The sequence below is a fragment of the Streptomyces sp. JLBG701 genome (genome assembly GCF_058544905.1).
On sequence record NZ_CM178588.1, the window covers coordinates 2280589 to 2297228 of the forward strand.

General features: G+C 70.3%; 16 protein-coding genes and 1 pseudogene. 4 read left to right on the top strand and 13 right to left on the bottom strand.

The window, feature by feature from the left end:
• Positions 1-105: 105 nt before the first annotated feature.
• Together AC5DRG_RS10500 and AC5DRG_RS10505 are read left to right on the top strand one after the other, a co-directional pair.
• Positions 106-966, top strand: a complete 861-nt coding sequence (locus tag AC5DRG_RS10500) for a 3-hydroxybutyryl-CoA dehydrogenase (RefSeq protein ID WP_491809729.1) — start codon at positions 106-108, stop codon at positions 964-966.
• 204 nt (positions 967-1170) lie between these two features.
• A complete protein-coding gene (locus AC5DRG_RS10505) occupies positions 1171-1428 on the top strand; it encodes a hypothetical protein (RefSeq protein ID WP_194082411.1) in 258 nt (85 codons plus the stop codon).
• A 33-nt stretch (positions 1429-1461) separates the two neighbouring features.
• On the opposite strand, the gene AC5DRG_RS10510 is transcribed toward AC5DRG_RS10505, so the two are convergent.
• The 10 genes and pseudogenes from AC5DRG_RS10510 to infC all read right to left on the bottom strand — a co-directional run bounded on the left by AC5DRG_RS10510 (position 1462) and on the right by infC (position 11650).
• A complete protein-coding gene (locus tag AC5DRG_RS10510) occupies positions 1462-2007 on the bottom strand; it encodes an NUDIX hydrolase (RefSeq protein ID WP_491809730.1) in 546 nt (181 codons plus the stop codon).
• Positions 2008-2139: 132 nt separating this feature from the next.
• Positions 2140-3480: an NsdA family TPR-like regulatory protein gene (locus AC5DRG_RS10515; RefSeq protein WP_491809731.1), complete on the bottom strand. Its 1341-nt coding sequence runs from the start codon at positions 3478-3480 to the stop codon at positions 2140-2142.
• A 300-nt stretch (positions 3481-3780) separates the two neighbouring features.
• Positions 3781-4044 (bottom strand): annotated as a pseudogene (locus tag AC5DRG_RS10520) (serine/threonine-protein phosphatase); the annotation flags it as partial.
• A gap of 144 nt (positions 4045-4188) precedes the next feature.
• Positions 4189-6693 carry a phenylalanine--tRNA ligase subunit beta gene (gene pheT / locus AC5DRG_RS10525; RefSeq protein ID WP_491809732.1) on the bottom strand — a complete coding sequence of 835 codons (2505 nt, stop codon included), beginning with the start codon at positions 6691-6693 and terminating at the stop codon, positions 4189-4191.
• A complete protein-coding gene (gene pheS, locus AC5DRG_RS10530) occupies positions 6693-7820 on the bottom strand; it encodes a phenylalanine--tRNA ligase subunit alpha (protein ID WP_491809733.1) in 1128 nt (375 codons plus the stop codon). The genes pheT and pheS overlap by 1 nt, the downstream gene beginning before the upstream one ends.
• 137 nt (positions 7821-7957) lie before the next feature.
• Positions 7958-9103, bottom strand: coding sequence for a sensor histidine kinase (locus AC5DRG_RS10535; RefSeq protein WP_491809734.1), 1146 nt, complete (start codon positions 9101-9103; stop codon positions 7958-7960).
• Between the two features lie 54 nt (positions 9104-9157).
• A complete protein-coding gene (locus tag AC5DRG_RS10540; RefSeq protein WP_491809735.1) occupies positions 9158-10006 on the bottom strand; it encodes a TrmH family RNA methyltransferase in 849 nt (282 codons plus the stop codon).
• Between the two features lie 176 nt (positions 10007-10182).
• Positions 10183-10566: a 50S ribosomal protein L20 gene (rplT, locus tag AC5DRG_RS10545; RefSeq protein ID WP_105974242.1), complete on the bottom strand. Its 384-nt coding sequence runs from the start codon at positions 10564-10566 to the stop codon at positions 10183-10185.
• 101 nt (positions 10567-10667) lie between these two features.
• Complete coding sequence (gene rpmI, locus AC5DRG_RS10550; RefSeq protein WP_015661694.1) at positions 10668-10862, bottom strand: 50S ribosomal protein L35; 195 nt, start codon at positions 10860-10862, stop codon at positions 10668-10670.
• Positions 10863-10972: 110 nt separating this feature from the next.
• On the bottom strand, positions 10973-11650 hold the full coding sequence (infC, locus tag AC5DRG_RS10555) for a translation initiation factor IF-3 (RefSeq protein WP_491813010.1): 678 nt from the start codon (positions 11648-11650) through the stop codon (positions 10973-10975).
• A 380-nt stretch (positions 11651-12030) separates the two neighbouring features.
• Between infC and AC5DRG_RS10560 the strand changes: the two genes are divergently transcribed.
• Positions 12031-12384: a DUF1844 domain-containing protein gene (locus AC5DRG_RS10560; RefSeq protein WP_491809736.1), complete on the top strand. Its 354-nt coding sequence runs from the start codon at positions 12031-12033 to the stop codon at positions 12382-12384.
• 1 nt (position 12385) lies between these two features.
• On the opposite strand, the gene AC5DRG_RS10565 is transcribed toward AC5DRG_RS10560, so the two are convergent.
• On the bottom strand, positions 12386-13165 hold the full coding sequence (locus AC5DRG_RS10565; RefSeq protein ID WP_491809737.1) for an SseB family protein: 780 nt from the start codon (positions 13163-13165) through the stop codon (positions 12386-12388).
• Between the two features lie 150 nt (positions 13166-13315).
• Here AC5DRG_RS10565 and AC5DRG_RS10570 point away from each other — a divergent pair, with 150 nt between their 5' ends.
• Positions 13316-14335 (top strand): serine hydrolase, encoded by a 1020-nt coding sequence (locus AC5DRG_RS10570; protein ID WP_491809738.1) that lies wholly within the window; start codon positions 13316-13318, stop codon positions 14333-14335.
• A gap of 10 nt (positions 14336-14345) precedes the next feature.
• Here AC5DRG_RS10570 and mycP read toward each other — a convergent pair whose 3' ends face one another.
• Positions 14346-15542, bottom strand: coding sequence for a type VII secretion-associated serine protease mycosin (gene mycP / locus AC5DRG_RS10575; protein ID WP_491809739.1), 1197 nt, complete (start codon positions 15540-15542; stop codon positions 14346-14348).
• Positions 15539-16462 carry a hypothetical protein gene (locus tag AC5DRG_RS10580; protein ID WP_491809740.1) on the bottom strand — a complete coding sequence of 308 codons (924 nt, stop codon included), beginning with the start codon at positions 16460-16462 and terminating at the stop codon, positions 15539-15541. The genes mycP and AC5DRG_RS10580 overlap by 4 nt, the downstream gene beginning before the upstream one ends.
• Between the last annotated feature and the right edge of the window lie 178 nt (positions 16463-16640).

A 16640-nucleotide genomic window follows, 5' to 3' on the forward strand; every position in this document is an offset into this window, starting at 1 on the left:
ACCCCGCCGATCGATCATCGATACTTTCCAGTAACGTGCACGAACGGAGCAGGGCATCTTCACCAAGACACCCTGCGGTGTCCGTAGACCAGCGAAAGGGACGATGTGACCGACATCGAACGGGTCGGAGTGGTGGGCTGCGGCCAGATGGGAGCGGGCATCGCCGAGGTGTGCGCCCGCGCCGGCCTGGACGTGAAGGTCGCCGAGACCACCGGCGAGGCCCTGGAGTTCGGCCGGACCCGGCTGTCCAACTCCCTGTCCAAGGCGGCCGAGCGGGGCAAGATCTCCGCGGAAGAGCTGGCGGACACGCAGGCGCGGCTCAGCTTCACCACCGACCTCGGCGAGTTCGCGGACCGCGATCTGGTGATCGAGGCCGTCGTCGAGAACGAGCAGGTGAAGACCGAGATCTTCCAGGTCCTGGACCAGGTCGTGACCCGGCCCGACGCCATCCTGGCCTCCAACACCTCCTCGATCCCGCTGGTCAAGCTGGCGGTCGCCACCTCGCGGCCGGACCAGGTCGTCGGCATCCACTTCTTCAATCCGGCCCCGGTGCAGAAGCTCGTCGAGCTGATCCCGGCGCTCACCACGTCCGAGGGCACGCTCGGCCGGGCGCAGCTCTTCGCCGAGAAGGTCCTCGGCAAGACCGCGATCCGCGCCCAGGACCGCTCGGGCTTCGTGGTCAACGCCCTGCTGATCCCGTATCTCCTCTCCGCCATCCGGATGTTCGAGTCGGGCATGGCCAGCCGCGAGGACATCGACAACGGCATGGAACTCGGCTGCGCCCACCCGATGGGCCCGCTGAAGCTGTCCGACCTGATCGGCCTGGACACGGTGGCCTCGGTGGCGCAGAGCATGTACGACGAATACAAGGAGCCGCTCTACGCCGCTCCCCCACTGCTCCAGCGCATGGTCGACGCGGGCCGGCTGGGCCGGAAGTCCGGCTCGGGCTTCTACACCTACGCCTGATCGACCCAGGGTTGATTACGTAACGTAAGACTTTGGCGTGTACGGGCCCGGCACTCACCGCAGTGCCGGGCCCGCGGCATTCACACACCGTGTGCGCCCCGGACTCGCATATGCCTGTCGCACACTCTCCCCACCCGCCCACCAGGCGAGTTGACTCTTCATGCGCATGCAAGGGATGTTCCGACTACGGAAAGGAGCGGACAAGTGACCGCCGACCCCGAGCATCCCGTGGTCCATGGAGAACTCGCAGAGTTACGCCGTCGCCTCGATGTCGCCTACGCGCGCGTCGAGGGAGGGCTCGCCCTGCTGAGCCATCGCACCGAGGAGACGGACAAGGAAGTCGACGACCTCAGTTCACGGATCGTCGCGCTGGAACACGCCCGCTGGCCCCTTCCCGCCGTGGCGGCCGTCACGGCGGTGGGCGCGCTCATCGTGGCCGTCTGGCAGGCACTGGGCCACTAGGGACTTGGACGCGGTGGGGGGGGCTGGGGGGGATCAGGGCAAAGCGTCCTGCCCGAGCCTCAAGTGGTGCAACAGGAGTAGCGCGGCTGCCATGTTGGCGGCCGGGACCTCGCCGCGGGCGACCATGTCGGGGACGAGTTTGAGCGGGACCCATTCCCGACGGTCCGACTCGAAGTCGTCCACGGGGTGCCCCACGTACTCTCCCTCGTCGGCCCAGTAGATGTGGTGCCGGGCGTCGGTGAGCCCGTTGGACGGCTCCACGCTCAGGAGGTGGCGCAGGGGTCCCGGCCGCCATCCCGTCTCTTCCTCCAGCTCCCTGGCGGCCGCGCCCGCGATGTCCTCGCCGTCCTCGACGACGCCGGCCGCGAGCTCCCATCCCCAGCTGTCGGTGATGAAGCGATGACGCCACAGGAGGAGGACTTCGTTGGCCTCGTTCACCACCGTGGCCACGGCGACGGGCCGCAGCCGTATTAAAAAGTGATCGAGGTGCCGACCGTCCGGCAGCTCCACATCTGCGAGATTGACGCTGAACCAGCGGTTTTCATACACAGTTTGTTCGTTCTGTTTCGTCCACTGCACGGTTCTGCCACCTTCCGCCGAGTAAGTGGCAATATCGCAGCAGGAGCGGTCTGACAGCAGGCGCACAGCGGGCAGCCTGCGGCGCAGCGGAAGAGCCGCATTCCGCACAGTGGACGGGAAATCCAGATATTTCTACAGCGGTACGCGCAGCGCCCCGTCGATCAGTTCGGCGGCCTCGGCCGTGCCCGCGCCGCCGCTGCGGACCAGGTGCTCGCGCACCGCGCGGAGTCTGTCACGGAGCCGCTGGGACTCCATCCCCCTTGCCTGCTCGGCCATCAGCACCGCGGTGGCCACCGCCTTGTCGGCGTCCCCCTTCCGCAGCTCGATCTGGCTGAGCATGCCGAGTCGGTGCACCCGCCCGCGGTCGTGGGCCGGATTGTCCACGGCGGCCGTGGCATGCTCGCCCGCCGCCACCAGGTCACCGAGGCTGAGCAGCGCCTCCGCCACCTGGACGTTGACCAGTCCCGGCTGGACATAGCCGGTCTCGTCGGGTTCGTACCCCCGCCGGATGCGTTCGGCGGCGGCCTCGGCACGCCGGATGCACGACAGGGCGCTCGTACCATCGCCCAGGTGCGCGTACGCCTTGGCCTGCATCGCGTAGAGGTCGGAGGCGAGCGCCGGGGTGATGTGCTTGCCGGCGGCACGCAGCGCGGCCTCGGCGAAGGCCACGGCCTGGCGGTACTCCCGCATGAACAGCGACTGGTTGACCAGCAGGGCGATGACGTAGGCCCCAAGCCCCCTGTCCCCGCTGGCCTTCGCGAGCCTGAGGGCCTGGTGGAAGTAGCGCTGGGCGAGCCCGTGGGCGTCGGAGTCGTACGCGCAGATGCCGGCGATCGCCACCAACCCGCCGGTGGCCCGGTGGAGTTGGCGGCCGGTGGCGTCGGTGTAGCTGCCCCGCAGGAGCGGCGCGGTCTCGGCGTTGAGGAAGCCGACGATACGGGCGCGGGTCGCCACTCCGCCGGCCTTGCGGTACAGCTGCTCGTAGTGGGCACGGGCGGCGCGCAGCATCTCGATGTCGGCCATGCTGACGCGGTGCCGTCCGCCGCGGGAGACATCGACGTCCTCGGGCGGGTTCTCCCACTCCCATACGGGCATCACGGCGGGCGTTCCGGTGACGGCGGGGGCGCCGAGTATGTGCGGGCGTTGCTGCTCGTCGGAGCGCCACAGTGCGGTGGCCCGCTCGACGAAGCCGGACAGCGTGGTGCCGTGCGGGGTGGACGGCTCACCGGGGACGCCGAGGCCGATGTCGTCGAGGGTGACAGGACGATGCAGCCGGCCGGCGAGCACCTCGCAGATCAGGTCGGGCACCTGGCCGCGCGGCCGCTGTCCCTTCAACCACCGTGCGACGGCGGTGTGTTCGTATCTCAGCGCGAGCCCCCGGGCCCGCCCTGCCTGGTTCACATGTGCGGCAAGTCCCGCGTGCGAGATCCCGGCCTCGTCCAGGATCGCGTCCAGCAGAGTATTGGGCTGCATATATGCCCCCCGGGTGGCTCGGTGCGGTCAGAGTAGTGCGAACGGGTTCACACGGGGTGTGAACGGAATACTCGTTTCCGGGCTGTGTGCGCACTGTCGCTGAGAGTTTCCAGCCGGTTGACTGAAATGCCTCGCAAGAGGCCGGCCGGGCCGCCGGCTCCCCCTCGTACAGTGCGGTGGCCCGATTAGCGCCGTCCGCCCAGCTGCCTGCCCGACACTCCGTGGCGGGGCGGACGGCTTCGCCGGCTGGGCCGAGCGACTGATCGCCGTTGCGCTAAAGGTGCTTTGTCGGCTGCGGGGCAGCAGTACGGTGACCAACTCCTCGGCGACCGGGCTCTCCACGTCCACCCCGGCCGAGGGATGCTCCTCGCGCGCGCTCCAGCCGGAGCAGCACACCGTCGAGCCGGGCCTCGTCGTGCACGGCCGCGCGGAAGCTGCCGAGCAGGGCGGCGACGGTCCCGATCGCGGCGAGCCCGTGTCCGCGGACAGCTGCGCGTTGGCGACATTCAGCCCGTCGATCCGGGGAGGCAGCGGCCGCAACAGCACGCTCTGAGCGACCCCGGACCAGATCACCCAGGGTTGTCACCCAAATGAGTGAGGTGTCCGATGGGGGGTGTGGGGGGCTGGCCCCCCACAAGGGGCGCGGGGAACTGCGCGACCAGCCACAACGAACCCGCAGCCGGCGAACAACGCAGTCCCCCACGACGACTACCCGCGCAAAACAGCCCCCGTACGCGACCCCGCAAGCGCAACCGCCGCATCCCGAGCCGCAGACGCCTCATCAACGGTCAGCGTCCGATCCCCCGCCCGGAACCGCAACGCATAAGCCAGCGACTTCCGCCCCTCACCAAGCTGCTCGGCGTTCTCGTACACGTCGAACAACCGGATGGACTCCAGCAGTTCACCGGCCCCGTCACGCAACGCCGCCTCGACATCCGCATGCGGAATGAACTTGTCGACGACCAGCGCGACATCCTGCGTGGCGACAGGGAACGTGGAGATGTGCGGTCCCTTGGGCACACCGGCGCTCGCCGACTCCAGCGCGTCCAGGTTCAATTCCATCGCACAGGTACGCGCGGCCAGCCCCAGATGCTTCAGTACACCGGGGTGCAGCTCACCGGCGTACCCGATGACCCGCTCGCCACCGTCGATCACCACAACCAGCTCGGCGCAGCGCCCCGGGTGCCACGGCCCGTACTGGCCGCCCCGGACGACGAGCTCGGTGCCGGCCTCGCGGGCGAGGACGCGCGCGGCCTCGATGGCGTCGGCCCAGTCGGCCGGGCGGCCCTTGCCCCACCAGCCGGCTTCCTCGCGGGCGCCCGCGAGGACGACCGCGGCGTGGCGAGGCTGCTCGGGGAGGGCGGCCGTGAGGGACGCGATCTCCTCGTCGGTGGGACGCCGGTCGACGGGCAGGCGCCCGGCGACCTTCAGCTCCTCGCGCGGGTGGAAGACCAGCCCGGTCTCGAAGAGCGCCAGGTCATGGGAGCCGCGACCGTCATTGCGCCGCAGGGCACCGAGCAGGCCCGGCAGCAGCGTCGTGCGGAGCGCGGGCTCCTCGTCGGAGAGCGGGTTGGCCAGCTTGACGACCTTGCGCTTCGGGTCGTCGGCGGCCAGACCGAACTGGTCGAAGATCTGCTCCCCGATGAACGGGTAGTTCAGCGCCTCGACATACCCGGCACCGGCCAGCGCGCGCCCGGCCCGGCGGTGCAGCCGCTGCCGCTCGGTGAGGCCGAGGCCCGCCGGGGGCTTGGGCAGCGTGGAGGGCAGGTTCTCGTAGCCCTCCAGGCGGATGACCTCTTCGGCCAGGTCGTTCGGGTCGGTGAGGTCGGGCCGCCAGGACGGGACGGTGACGATCAGCTCGTCCTGCCCGTAGACGTCGCAGCCGACCTCCTGGAGACGGCGTACGACGGTCTCGCGGCCGTAGTCGACACCGGCCACCTTGTCGGGGTGGTCCGCCGGAATGGCGATGGTGTGCGGCGCGGAGGGCGCGATGACCTCGGTGACGCCGGCGTCGGCGGTGCCGCCCGCGAGGAGGATCAGAAGGTCGACCGTGCGCTGGGCGGCGGCGGAGGCGGCCAGCGGGTCGACGCCGCGCTCGAAGCGCTTGGAGGCCTCCGACGCCAGCTTGTGGCGGCGGGCCGTGCGCGCGATCGTGATCTGGTCGAAATGGGCGGCCTCGACGACGACCTCGGTGGTGGTGCCCTCGGTGTCGTCGATCTCGGTGTTGGCGCCACCCATGACACCCGCGAGGCCGATCGGCCCGCGGTCGTCGGTGATCACCAGGTCCTCGGCGTCCAGCGTGCGCGTGACGCCGTCGAGGGTGGTGAGCTTCTCGCCCTGCTCGGCCCGGCGCACGCCGATCGCACCCTGGACGCGGGAGCGGTCGTAGGCGTGCAGGGGCTGGCCGAGCTCCAGCATCACGTAGTTGGTGATGTCGACGGCGAGCGAGATCGGGCGCATGCCGGCCTTCTGGAGGCGGCGCTTGAGCCAGATCGGGGAGTGCGCGTCCGGGTCGAGCCCGGTGACCGTGCGGGCGGTGAAGCGGTCGCAGCCGAGCGGGTCGGAGACCTGGACCGGGTAGCCGTACGCGTTCGGACCGGGCACGTCGAGCAGGGCCGGGTCGCGCAGCGGCAGGCCGTAGGCGGTGGCGGTCTCGCGGGCGATGCCGCGCAGCGACAGGCAGTAGCCGCGGTCGGGTGTGACGGCGATGTCGAGGACCTCGTCGACGAGCTGGAGCAGCTCGATCGCGTCGGTGCCGACCTCGTGCTCCGGCGGCAGGACGATGATGCCGCCGCTGCCGTCGTCGCCCATGCCCAGCTCGTCGCCGGAGCAGATCATGCCGTGCGAGGTGTGGCCGTACGTCTTGCGCGCGGCGATCGCGAAGTTGCCGGGCAGCACGGCGCCCGGGAGGACCACGACGACCTTGTCGCCGACGGCGAAGTTGCGGGCGCCGCAGACGATCTCCTGGGGCTCACCGGTGCCGTTGGCGGTGCCGACGTCGACCGTGCAGAAACGGATGGGCTTCTTGAAGCCCTCCAGCTCCTCGATGGTCAGCACCTGGCCGACGACAAGGGGGCCCTTGAGGTCGCCGCCGAGCTGCTCGACGCTCTCGACCTCGAGGCCTGCCGAAATGAGCTTGGCCTGGACGTCGCGCCCGGTCTCCGTCGCCGGCAGGTCGACGTACTCCCGCAGCCAAGAAAGCGGGACCCGCATCAGATCTCCATCCCGAACGGCCGGGTGAACCGGACGTCACCCTCGACCATGTCTCGCATGTCTTCTACGTTGTGGCGGAACATCAGCATCCGCTCGATGCCGAACCCGAAGGCGAATCCGCTGTACTTCTCGGGGTCGACGCCGCACGCGGTCAGCACGCGCGGGTTGACGATGCCGCAGCCGCCCAGCTCGATCCAGCCCTCGGAGGAGCAGGTACGGCAGGGGCGGTCGGGATTGCCGACGGACTCGCCCTTGCAGACGTAGCAGAGCATGTCCATCTCGGCGGACGGCTCGGTGAAGGGGAAGTAGTTGGGGCGCAGCCGGGTCTTCATGTCGGCGCCGAAGAGCGACTGGACCATGTGATCCATCGTGCCCTTCAGGTCGGCCATGGTCAGGCCCTCGTCGACGGCCAGCAGCTCGATCTGGTGGAAGACCGGGGTGTGCGTGGCGTCCAGCTCGTCCGTGCGGTACACGCGGCCGGGGCAGACGATGTAGACGGGCGGCTCCCGGTCGAGCAGCGAGCGGGCCTGCACGGGCGAGGTGTGGGTGCGCAGGACGACACCGGACTCGTCGCCGGTGACGCCCTCGGGGCCCTCGACGAAGAAGGTGTCCTGCATCTGCCGGGCCGGGTGGTCCGGGGTGAAGTTCAGGGCGTCGAAGTTGAACCACTCCGCCTCGACCTCGGGGCCCTCGGCGATCTCGTACCCCATGGACACGAAGACGTCCGCGACCCGCTCCATCATCGTGGTCAGCGGGTGCCGGGCGCCGGCCGGGACACGGTCGTAGGGCAGCGTGACGTCCACGGCCTCCTCGACCAGCACCCGGGTGTCGCGCTCGGCCTCCAGCTCGGTCTGGCGTGTGGCGAGGGCCTTGTTGACGGCGCCGCGGGCCTGTCCGACCAGCTTGCCGGCGGCGGCCTTGGCCTGCGGGGGCAGTGCGCCGATCTCGCGGTTGGCGAGGGCCAGCGGGGAGCTGCCGCCGGTGTGCGCGACCTTGGCCTCCTGGAGTGCGTCGAGGGAGTCCGCGGCGGCGAAGGCGGCGAGCGCCTCGTCCCGCTTGCGCTCGATCTCTTCCGGTTTCAAGGCCTCGACCTCTACAGGGTCGTACGACTTATTCGGTGCCGACATCTCTTCCCGTGCTTCCGGTTGGCTGGCTGGAGGTCCCCGTCCCGGATCTGTTGACAGATCGTGGCCGACTTCGGGACACAAAGGTGCCAAAGGCCGAGTCTAACGGGGCTGACGTATGCGAATGCGCCCGTGGGGCCTCAGGCCAGATAGGCCGGGGTGCCCACGGGCAACGTAAATCGGAACTCCGCGCCGCCGCCGGGGGCGCGGCCGACCGTGATGGTGCCGCCGTGGGCCTCGACGATGCCCTTGACGATGTACAGCCCGAGGCCGGTGCCACCGCGCTTGCTGCCCCGCCAGAAGCGGGTGAAGACGCGGTTCATGGACTCCTCCGGGATGCCGGTGCCCTCGTCGCTCACCGTGACCGACGTGGCTGCGTTCTCCGCGTTCTCCCGCTCACGCGGGGACTCGGAGGGCGTGACGTCTATGGTGACGGTTCCCTCACCGTGGCGCACGGCGTTTTCCAGCAGGTTGCTGAGGACCTGGTCGACCTTGTCGGGGTCGGCCCACAGGGCGGGCAGCGGGTGCTGGATGCGCAGCAGGAATCGGTCGGCGGGCAGTCCGGCGGCCACGTACGCCTGGATGTGCCGTCCGACGGCCGCGCCTATGTCGACGGGCTGGCGGCGCAGTTCGAGCCGTCCGGAGTCGATGCGGGAGATGTCGAGGAGTTCGGCGATGAGCCGGGTCACTCGGTCGGCGTCCGCGTCGACCGTCTCCAGCATCAGCCGCTTCTGGTCGTCGGTGAACCGCTCCCATTTGGCGAGGAGGGTCGCGGTGAAGCCCTTGACGGAGGTGAGCGGGGAGCGCAGTTCGTGGGCGACGGTGGCGATCAGCTCGGCGTGGCTGCGCTCGGTGCGGCGGCGTGCCTCGGTGTCGCGGAGGGAGACGACGACGCGGTGGACGGGGCCGGTGGGCTGCGTGCGGACGTAGCGCGCGGAGACGAGGACCTCACGTCCGCCGGGGAGGAGCAGATTGCGCTCGGGCTGGCCGACCCGGATGGCGAGACCGCCGTACGGATCGGTGAGCTGCCACCAGCGTCGCCCCTCCAGGTCCTCTAAAGGCAGGGCCTTCTCCAGCCGCCGGCCGAGGGCGTCGGCTGCGGACAGGGCGGTGATCCGGGCGGCGGCGGCGTTGAAGCAGATCACGTGCCCGTGCTCGTCGGCGATCACGAGCCCGTCGGGCAGGTCGTCGGGATCGATGCCGAGCTCGGCGAGATCACCGTGCCGGGGCGCGGAGGTCTGCCGCGTCTCCCGTGCTCCCGGTGCGCTGCTCGTGCCGACACTCATCCCCGTACCCCACCTCTCAAGACGGCGCAGGTGGCCCCCGAGCTGGTCACCCTACTAGCTCTCGGTTACGGAACGGCACCCTCCGGAGGCGCGCTGTGCACGGGCCGAGGCGTAGAGACATACGGCGGCGGCGGTGGCGAGGTTCAGGCTCTCGGCCTTTCCGTGGATGGGAACCCGTACGACGGCGTCGGCCAGCGCGCGCGTCTCCTCCGGGAGCCCCCAGGCCTCGTTGCCGAACACCCAGGCGGTGGGCCCGCCCATGGTGCCCTGGTCCAGCTCGTCGTCGAGGTCGTCCTCCCCGGCACCGTCGGCGGCGAGAATCCGCACACCGGCCTCCTTGAGCCCCGCGACGGCGTCCTCGACGGGAACGCCGACGGCGACGGGCAGATGAAAGAGGGAGCCGACGGAGGCCCGTACGGCCTTGGGGTTGTAGAGATCGACGGACGCGTCGGTCAGTACGACGGCCTCGGCACCGGCGGCATCGGCGCACCGCAGGACGGTGCCGGCGTTGCCGGGGTCGCGCACGTTCGCGAGAACGGCGACGAGCTTGGGCCGGGCCCGGAGGATCTCCTCGAACGGGGTGTCGAGGAACCGGCACACCCCGACCAGCCCCTGCGGGGTGACGGTCGTGGAGATGTCGGCGATGACCTGCTCGTCCGCGAGATGCACCCGGGCACCGGCGTCACGGGCCTCACCGACGATGTCGGCGTACCGCTCCGCGGCCTCGACGGTGGCGAACAGCTCGACGAGCGTGTCCTTGTGCCCCGCGGCCTCCCGCACGGCCTGCGGCCCCTCGGCCAGAAACAGCCGCTCCTTACCCCGAAAATTCCGCCGAGCAAGCCGCCGAGCAGCAGCAACGCGGGAGGAACGGGGAGAGATGAGTTCGGGACCGTGAGGGGACATTCTCTGCTTCACCTTCAAATCTCAGGACAACCGCAACCCCCTAGGGGCGCGGGGAACTGCGCGACCAGCCACGAACGACCCGCACCCGAACAACCGCCGAGGCCGGGTCAGCAACAAAGGACCCGCAGGCTCAAAACCTGCGGGTCCTTCAAGTCACGGCTCAAGCCAGCGCAGCGTCACGCCGCCTTGGGCGCGTTCACGTCCGCCGGCAGCGCCTTCTGGGCGACCTCGACGAGCGCGGCGAACGCACCGGCGTCGTTGACGGCCAGCTCGGCCAGGATCTTGCGGTCCACCTCGATGTTCGCGGCGTTCAGACCCTGGATGAAGCGGTTGTAGGTGATGCCGTTGGCGCGGGCGGCAGCGTTGATGCGCTGGATCCACAGCCGACGGAAGTCGCCCTTGCGCTTCTTGCGGTCGTTGTAGTTGTAGACCAGCGAGTGGGTGACCTGCTCCTTGGCCTTGCGGTACAGACGCGAACGCTGACCGCGGTAGCCGGAAGCTGCTTCGAGGATCGCCCGGCGCTTCTTGTGGGCGTTGACTGCCCGCTTGACGCGTGCCACTTTTTAACTCCTTGTAGCGGGGCCGTGGTTGGACTCACACGGCCCGGAATCGATGGGGTCCCGGTCCAGACGTACGGCGCTCGACGCGAGCGCCGCGTACGTCACTTGCCGAGAAGCTTCTTGATCTTCTTGGCGTCGCCCGGGGCCATCTCGGCGTTGCCGGTGAGGCGACGCGTCACGCGGGACGACTTGTGCTCGAGCAGGTGGCGCTTGCCGGCGCGCTCGCGGAGCACCTTGCCGGAGCCCGTGACCTTGAAGCGCTTGCTGGCACCGCTGTGCGACTTGTTCTTCGGCATAGCGCCGTACTCTCCTCGTCGGTGGCGCTCCGGTGCCCGGTCGTGAAACCGGGCACGGTGGAGCGTCGCTCTTGTATCGGTTACATCCTGGGGACTCGCGTCCCCCGGGATCACGCCTCGGCGGAAGCCTCGGCCGGAGCCTCGGCGACCTCGACGTCGTTGACCTCGATGTCGTCAGCCCCGGACTCCGCGGCGTTCTGCGACTTGCCGGGGTTGGCCTTCGCTTCTGCCTTGCGGGCTTCCTGGGCCTGGCGGGCCTCGGCCATCGCCTCGGTCTTCTTCTTGTGCGGACCGAGGACCATGATCATGTTGCGGCCGTCCTGCTTCGGGTTCGACTCGATGAACCCGAGGTCCTGGACATCCTCCGCGAGACGCTGCAGCAGTCGGTAGCCCAGCTCGGGCCGGGACTGCTCGCGACCACGGAACATGATCGTGATCTTGACCTTGTCACCCTGCTTGAGGAACCGGACGACGTGACCCTTCTTGGTGTCATAGTCGTGCGGGTCGATCTTCGGCCGGAGCTTCATCTCCTTGATGACCGTGTGCGCCTGGTTCTTGCGCGCCTCACGGGCCTTCATGGCCGACTCGTACTTGAACTTCCCGTAGTCCATGAGCTTGCACACGGGCGGGCGAGCGCTCGCCGCCACCTCGACCAGGTCGAGGTCGTACTCCTGAGCAAGCTCAAGGGCCTTGGCAAGCGGGACAATCCCGACCTGCTCGCCGCTGGGACCGACAAGTCGCACTTCGGGAACGCGAATCCGGTCGTTGATGCGGGGCTCGGTGCTGATGGATCCTCCTCGGTAGCACCACGCGACGGTCTGGCGGACAGCCGCGTAACGTCTCTTTTCGTTAGACCTAACCGGTCCGGCGCACAAAAAATGCCCCGACCGGTCACAGACGGAGCTCCAAAGCACTACCGGAGCACCGCCGCGGTGACCGCGGGGCGCACTTTCGGGCGACTCCATCGTCCGTACGGAACGATGGTGGCCGCCTGACCGGGGTGACCCGCCGTCCCGGGGGACGGTCAGGTGGGAGATCGGAGCCTCCACTTGTGGGCCGGACATGGTGGTGTCCAGCCGGTCGTTACACAAGGCTAGCAGCTTGGGCGTGTAACGGCTAACCGAGGCCAAATGGGGTCGTGCTCCGCCCGGGACCTATCGTGTCCCGCATGAGTGAGACCCCCCAGAACGCCGACTTCGACGCCATGACCCGCGACATCGCGGAGGTCCCCGCGGTCGAGGTGATCGTGACGGTCGCCGTGAACCTGATGAGCGCCGCCGCCGTGAAGCTCGGTCTGACGGACGAAGGTGACAAGTACAAGGACCTGGACGAGGCGCGCAAGCTGATCCACGCCCTCGCCGGTCTGCTGGACGGCAGCGCGACCGAGATCAGCTCCTTCCACGCGGCGCCGCTGCGCGACGGCCTGAAGTCGCTCCAGCTGGCGTTCCGCGAGGCGTCGCTCGCCCCGGACGACCCGGGCCAGGGCCCGGGCGAGAAGTACACGGGCCCGATCTACGGCTGATTCACGGACGTACGTACAAGGGCTCGCCCGGCGGTGTCGCCCCGGCCGGCAGCAGCGCCAGGTCGAGGCCGCGCACCAGGCGGGCCCTCAGCGTCTCGTCGGCGGCGAGCCGCTCGGCGACCGCGCGCGCGGCCTCGGCGGGGGCTGCGGACGCGTCCAGTACGAGGGCGAGGGTGCCGTCGGCCTGCCCGGGCCCGAGGTGGGCCCGCAGCACGGCGGGCTCGGCGGCCACTGCGGCCCGTACCGCCTCGACCACCGCCGGATCGGCGAGCGGATCGGCCGTCGTACGCCCCTCGGCGAGCGCGCGCAGCGCGGACCCCGTCAGCTCGTAGGGCACCGGCCCTGCCATGTCGAGCACGATCGTGTCCGCCTTCTCGTGCACGGCGGCCTGCAGGGCCTGGTGCAGAGGTACGGCCACGGGGCGGGCCGCCGGGTCCCAGCGGGCCAGCGAGTCGGTGGACGTGAAGGCCGGGAGCGCGGTGCGGGCGCCGGCCTTCAGGGTCGGTACGGCCATGTCGCTGGTCTTCTCGCGGCGCAGCCCGCCCTCCCGTCTCCCACCACCACCCTTCCAAGGAGCTTCGCCCCCCTCCTCGCTGTCCTCCTCGACCTCGCCGAGCACGGCCACGACGGGGACGAGCAGCCGGGCGCCCTTCAGGGCCGCCAGGACGGGGCCCACGGCGGTGCGGTCCTCGGCCCAGGCGGTGAGCGCCGCGCTCAGCCGGGGGTCGGCCGAGCCGTCGTCGTCGGAGAAGCCTGAGTCGGGAATGTTCTTGTTCGCCACGGTCACCGACCCTATCGGGGGGAAGCTGCTGTGCCTGTGCGGCCCCTGAAACCTGGCGGACACGCGATTCACCGGATTCTCAGATTTCCCTGACACACATCTAACTTGCGTCTAACGGCCCGCACAGTCGGCGCGCGGACCATCGCGAGCATGGAGTCTTCCAGAGTCCGCCGTAGCCTCCGCGCTCACCCGGTTCGGCGCCGCCCCCTGATCTACACGGCCCTCGCCACCGTCGCCGTCGTGGGCGGTACGGCCGCGGGGACCGTGTACGTCAAGGCGCAGGCGCACGACGGGACGAGCGCCGTATCCTCGGCCACGACGCCGTCGGCCTCTTCCTCGGCCTCTTCCTCGGTCTCGGCGAGCAAGGAGGCATCGGTGGAGCCCGTTGTGGTGCCGGCGGTGGACTACGACGAGTTGCTGGCCCAGGCCATGGAGTCGGTGACCGTGCAGAAGGGCGCGGAGGTCTCGGTGGCCGTGCTCGACCTGGAGTCCGGCGAGAGCGCCTCGTACGGCGAGGGCAGCTTCGACACGGCGAGCATCGTCAAGGTCGACATCCTGGCGACGCTGCTGCTCCAGGCGCAGGACGCGGGACGTCAGCTCACGTCGACGGAGAAGACGTACGCCACCTCGATGATCGAGAACAGCGACAACACCGCCGCGTCGGCGCTGTGGCGCACCATCGGCAAGGCGAAGGGGCTCGCCGCCGCGAACGAGCGTTTCGGGCTCACGGACACCGAGGGCGGCGACAACATGCTGTGGGGTCTCACCCAGACGACAGCCGCCGACCAACTCACCCTGCTCCAGCAGGTGTTCGGGGACGACTCCGAGCTGAGCAAGTCCTCGCAGACGTATCTGCGGCAGCTGATGGGGCAGATAGCCGCCGGTCAGCACTGGGGGGTGTCGGCCACCGCCGACGGCTCCGAGTGGGCGCTGAAGAACGGCTGGCTGCCGCGGAGCGCGACCGGGCTGTGGGACATCAACAGCATCGGGCGGGTGACCGTCGACGGTCACGACTATCTGGTGGCCACGCTGTCCAACGGCAGTACGACGCAGGCGAAGGGGATCTCGCTGGTCGAGGCGGCGGCGGAAGCGGCGGTCTCGGTGTTCACCGGGGAGGACGCGTCGGCCTCCCCCGCCGCCTCGGATTCGACGACCGCTTCTGTTTCCTAGAGGTCCTGGACTAGAGGTCCTGGACTTCGTCATACCGTTCGTGGCGGCCGCGCCACAGGACGACCGCCATGATCAGCAGCAGTGCGCCCAGGCCGCCCGCGAGAGGGCCCGCCCAGCCGATCGTGTCGTCCTCGCTCTCGGCGGCGTCGGGGCCGGAGCCGAAGTACTTCTCGTCGTACGCCGCCGCCTTGAGGCTCTCCGGCTTGATGCGGGCGGCGGCCTTGATGGCGGCCGCCGGGTCGACGAAACCAAAGCCTCGGGAGTCGTCCCGGCCGCCGGCGGGGGCGTCGCGGGCCGTGTCCTCCAGGAGCTTCTTGATCTGGGCCGGGGTCAGGCCCGGGTGTGCGGCCTTGATCAGGGCGACGGCGCCGGAGACGAAGGCGGAGGCCGCGCTCGTGCCCCAGCCCTCGTAGTACCGGTGGTCCGGTTCGGCGATGACGACGTTGACGCCGGGGGCGCTGACCGTGGCGTACCAGCGGCGGGTGGAGAAGGCGGCTCGGGTGCCGTACTTGTCGACGGCGGTCGCGGCGATCACGCCCGGGTAGGCGGCCGGGTAGGAGATGTGGTCGCCCTTCTCACCGCCGTTGCCGGCCGAGGCGACGACGACGGCGCCCTTCTTCAGCGCGTACTGGACGGCTTCGTCCTCGGCGGGTTCGGGGTGCGCGGACTTGGAGTCGTCGCCGAGGGAGAGGTTGATGACGTCGGCGCCGTGGTCGGCGGCCCAGCGGATGCCTTCGGCGAGGGCGTTGCCGCGGCTGGTGCGGGCCTTGCCGCGGGCGGAGTCGCCGTCTTCGAGGATCACGCGGACGGGGAGGATCTTGGCCTCGGGGGCGATGCCCATGACGCCGTCGGCGTTGCCCGCGCCGTGTCCGTGGGCCGCGATGATGCCGGCCATGGCGGTGCCGTGCCGGGCCCAGGTCTCGTCGCCCTGGCTGGCGCCGAAGCCGATCATGTCCTTGCCGGTGAGGACGTTGCCTTCGAGGTCGGGGTGGTCGGCCTCGACGCCCGTGTCGAGGACGGCGACGGTGATGCCCTTGCCCTTGGTGGTCTGCCAGGCCTCCTGGGTGTGCATGGCGTCCAGGGCCCACTGCTGGGCGCGTATCTCGTCGGCGTGCGCGGCGGTGGGCGGGACGAGGGCGAGGGAGGCGGCGAGGAGGACGCCGAGGAGGCCGGCCCTGCGGGTCATCATGTTCGTTCCGCGGCTCATGACGGCTTCTCCGTGGCCGACTTGACGGTCTTGCGCAGGCCGCGTTCGACGCGGTCGGCGACGCCCTGGGCCTCGTTGCCGAGGCCCGCCTGGGCGGGGGCTGTGGTGGCGCCGGAGGTCATGGCCTGCGCGGCGGGCTCCGGGGTGTCGACGGTGCGGCCGTCGGTCCAGCCGGAGACGGCGTAGACGACGACGGGGGCGTCGGTGAGTACGGAGAGGGTCCAGGTGGCCCGCTGCTTGTCGCCGAAGTCGGCGGCGACGGTGTCGTTCGCGGCGAACGGGCGGGGCATCAGGTCGGTGCGGCGGTCGAGGCCCTCGTTCTTGAAGCGGGTGGCCAGGGAGCGCATGGCGGCGGCGTCGGCCTTGGTGAAGAGCAGGCCGACGGTGGTGACGAAGCTCTCGGTCGCGTCGGTGTAGGTGGCGCGCAGGAGACGCCCGCAGCCGACCGGCGCGAGGGCCTTGCTCAGCAGTGGGTCGAAGGCGCCCTTGCAGCCGCTGTCCGGGGCGACGGCGATCCGGGTCCAGGTCCGGTCCGAGCCACCGGGCCCGGCGCCCTGGCCGTCCAGGGTGGGCGGGAAGAGCTGATCGACGGGAACGCCGTGCCACAGGCTCGCGGCCGCGGAGAAGGTGCCCCCCGACCCGCCTTCGCCCGAGTCCCCCGTAAGCCAACTCCCGGTCACGGCACCGCCGATGAGTCCCAGCCCGAGCACGACACACGCGGCCGCCGCGGCGGTCCTGGACCGCACCCGCATGCCCAGCACACGCCGCCGCACCTCGCCGTCGAACCCCTCGGGCTGCCCGAAGGACACGATGGGTCGACCGCCACCCGGGGTCCCGCCCGGCGCCGTCGAGGCGCTCCAGGCGAGGGCCGGGTCGGGAGAGACCGCGGTAGTGGGAGGGGCGGCGGGGGACTGCGGCACGTGTGCGCCGTACGCGGGGGGCGACGTCGGCCGGGCGGTCGGACTGGGGGGCGTGGTCGTGGGGCGCGGTCGGCCGGTCGGCTGGTGCGCGGGAATCGGCCGGAGCCGGGTCGTGGACTCCGAGGAGTTCTCCGGGGGCGCGGTTCGACCGGTCGGCTGGTGTGCGGGGGTCGGTCGC

Bases quoted from the DNA above. Each gene is read 5' to 3' on its own strand.
- AC5DRG_RS10515 (WP_491809731.1), bottom strand. From the start codon at position 3,480: ATGCAGCCCAATACTCTGCTGGACGCGATCCTGGACGAGGCCGGGATC.
- pheT (WP_491809732.1), bottom strand. From the start codon at position 6,693: ATGCGGGTCCCGCTTTCTTGGCTGCGGGAGTACGTCGACCTGCCGGCG.
- pheS (WP_491809733.1), bottom strand. From the start codon at position 7,820: ATGTCGGCACCGAATAAGTCGTACGACCCTGTAGAGGTCGAGGCCTTG.
- AC5DRG_RS10535 (WP_491809734.1), bottom strand. From the start codon at position 9,103: ATGAGTGTCGGCACGAGCAGCGCACCGGGAGCACGGGAGACGCGGCAG.
- AC5DRG_RS10540 (WP_491809735.1), bottom strand. From the start codon at position 10,006: ATGTCCCCTCACGGTCCCGAACTCATCTCTCCCCGTTCCTCCCGCGTT.
- rpmI (WP_015661694.1), bottom strand. From the start codon at position 10,862: ATGCCGAAGAACAAGTCGCACAGCGGTGCCAGCAAGCGCTTCAAGGTC.
- AC5DRG_RS10560 (WP_491809736.1), top strand. From the start codon at position 12,031: ATGAGTGAGACCCCCCAGAACGCCGACTTCGACGCCATGACCCGCGAC.
- AC5DRG_RS10570 (WP_491809738.1), top strand. From the start codon at position 13,316: ATGGAGTCTTCCAGAGTCCGCCGTAGCCTCCGCGCTCACCCGGTTCGG.
- mycP (WP_491809739.1), bottom strand. From the start codon at position 15,542: ATGAGCCGCGGAACGAACATGATGACCCGCAGGGCCGGCCTCCTCGGC.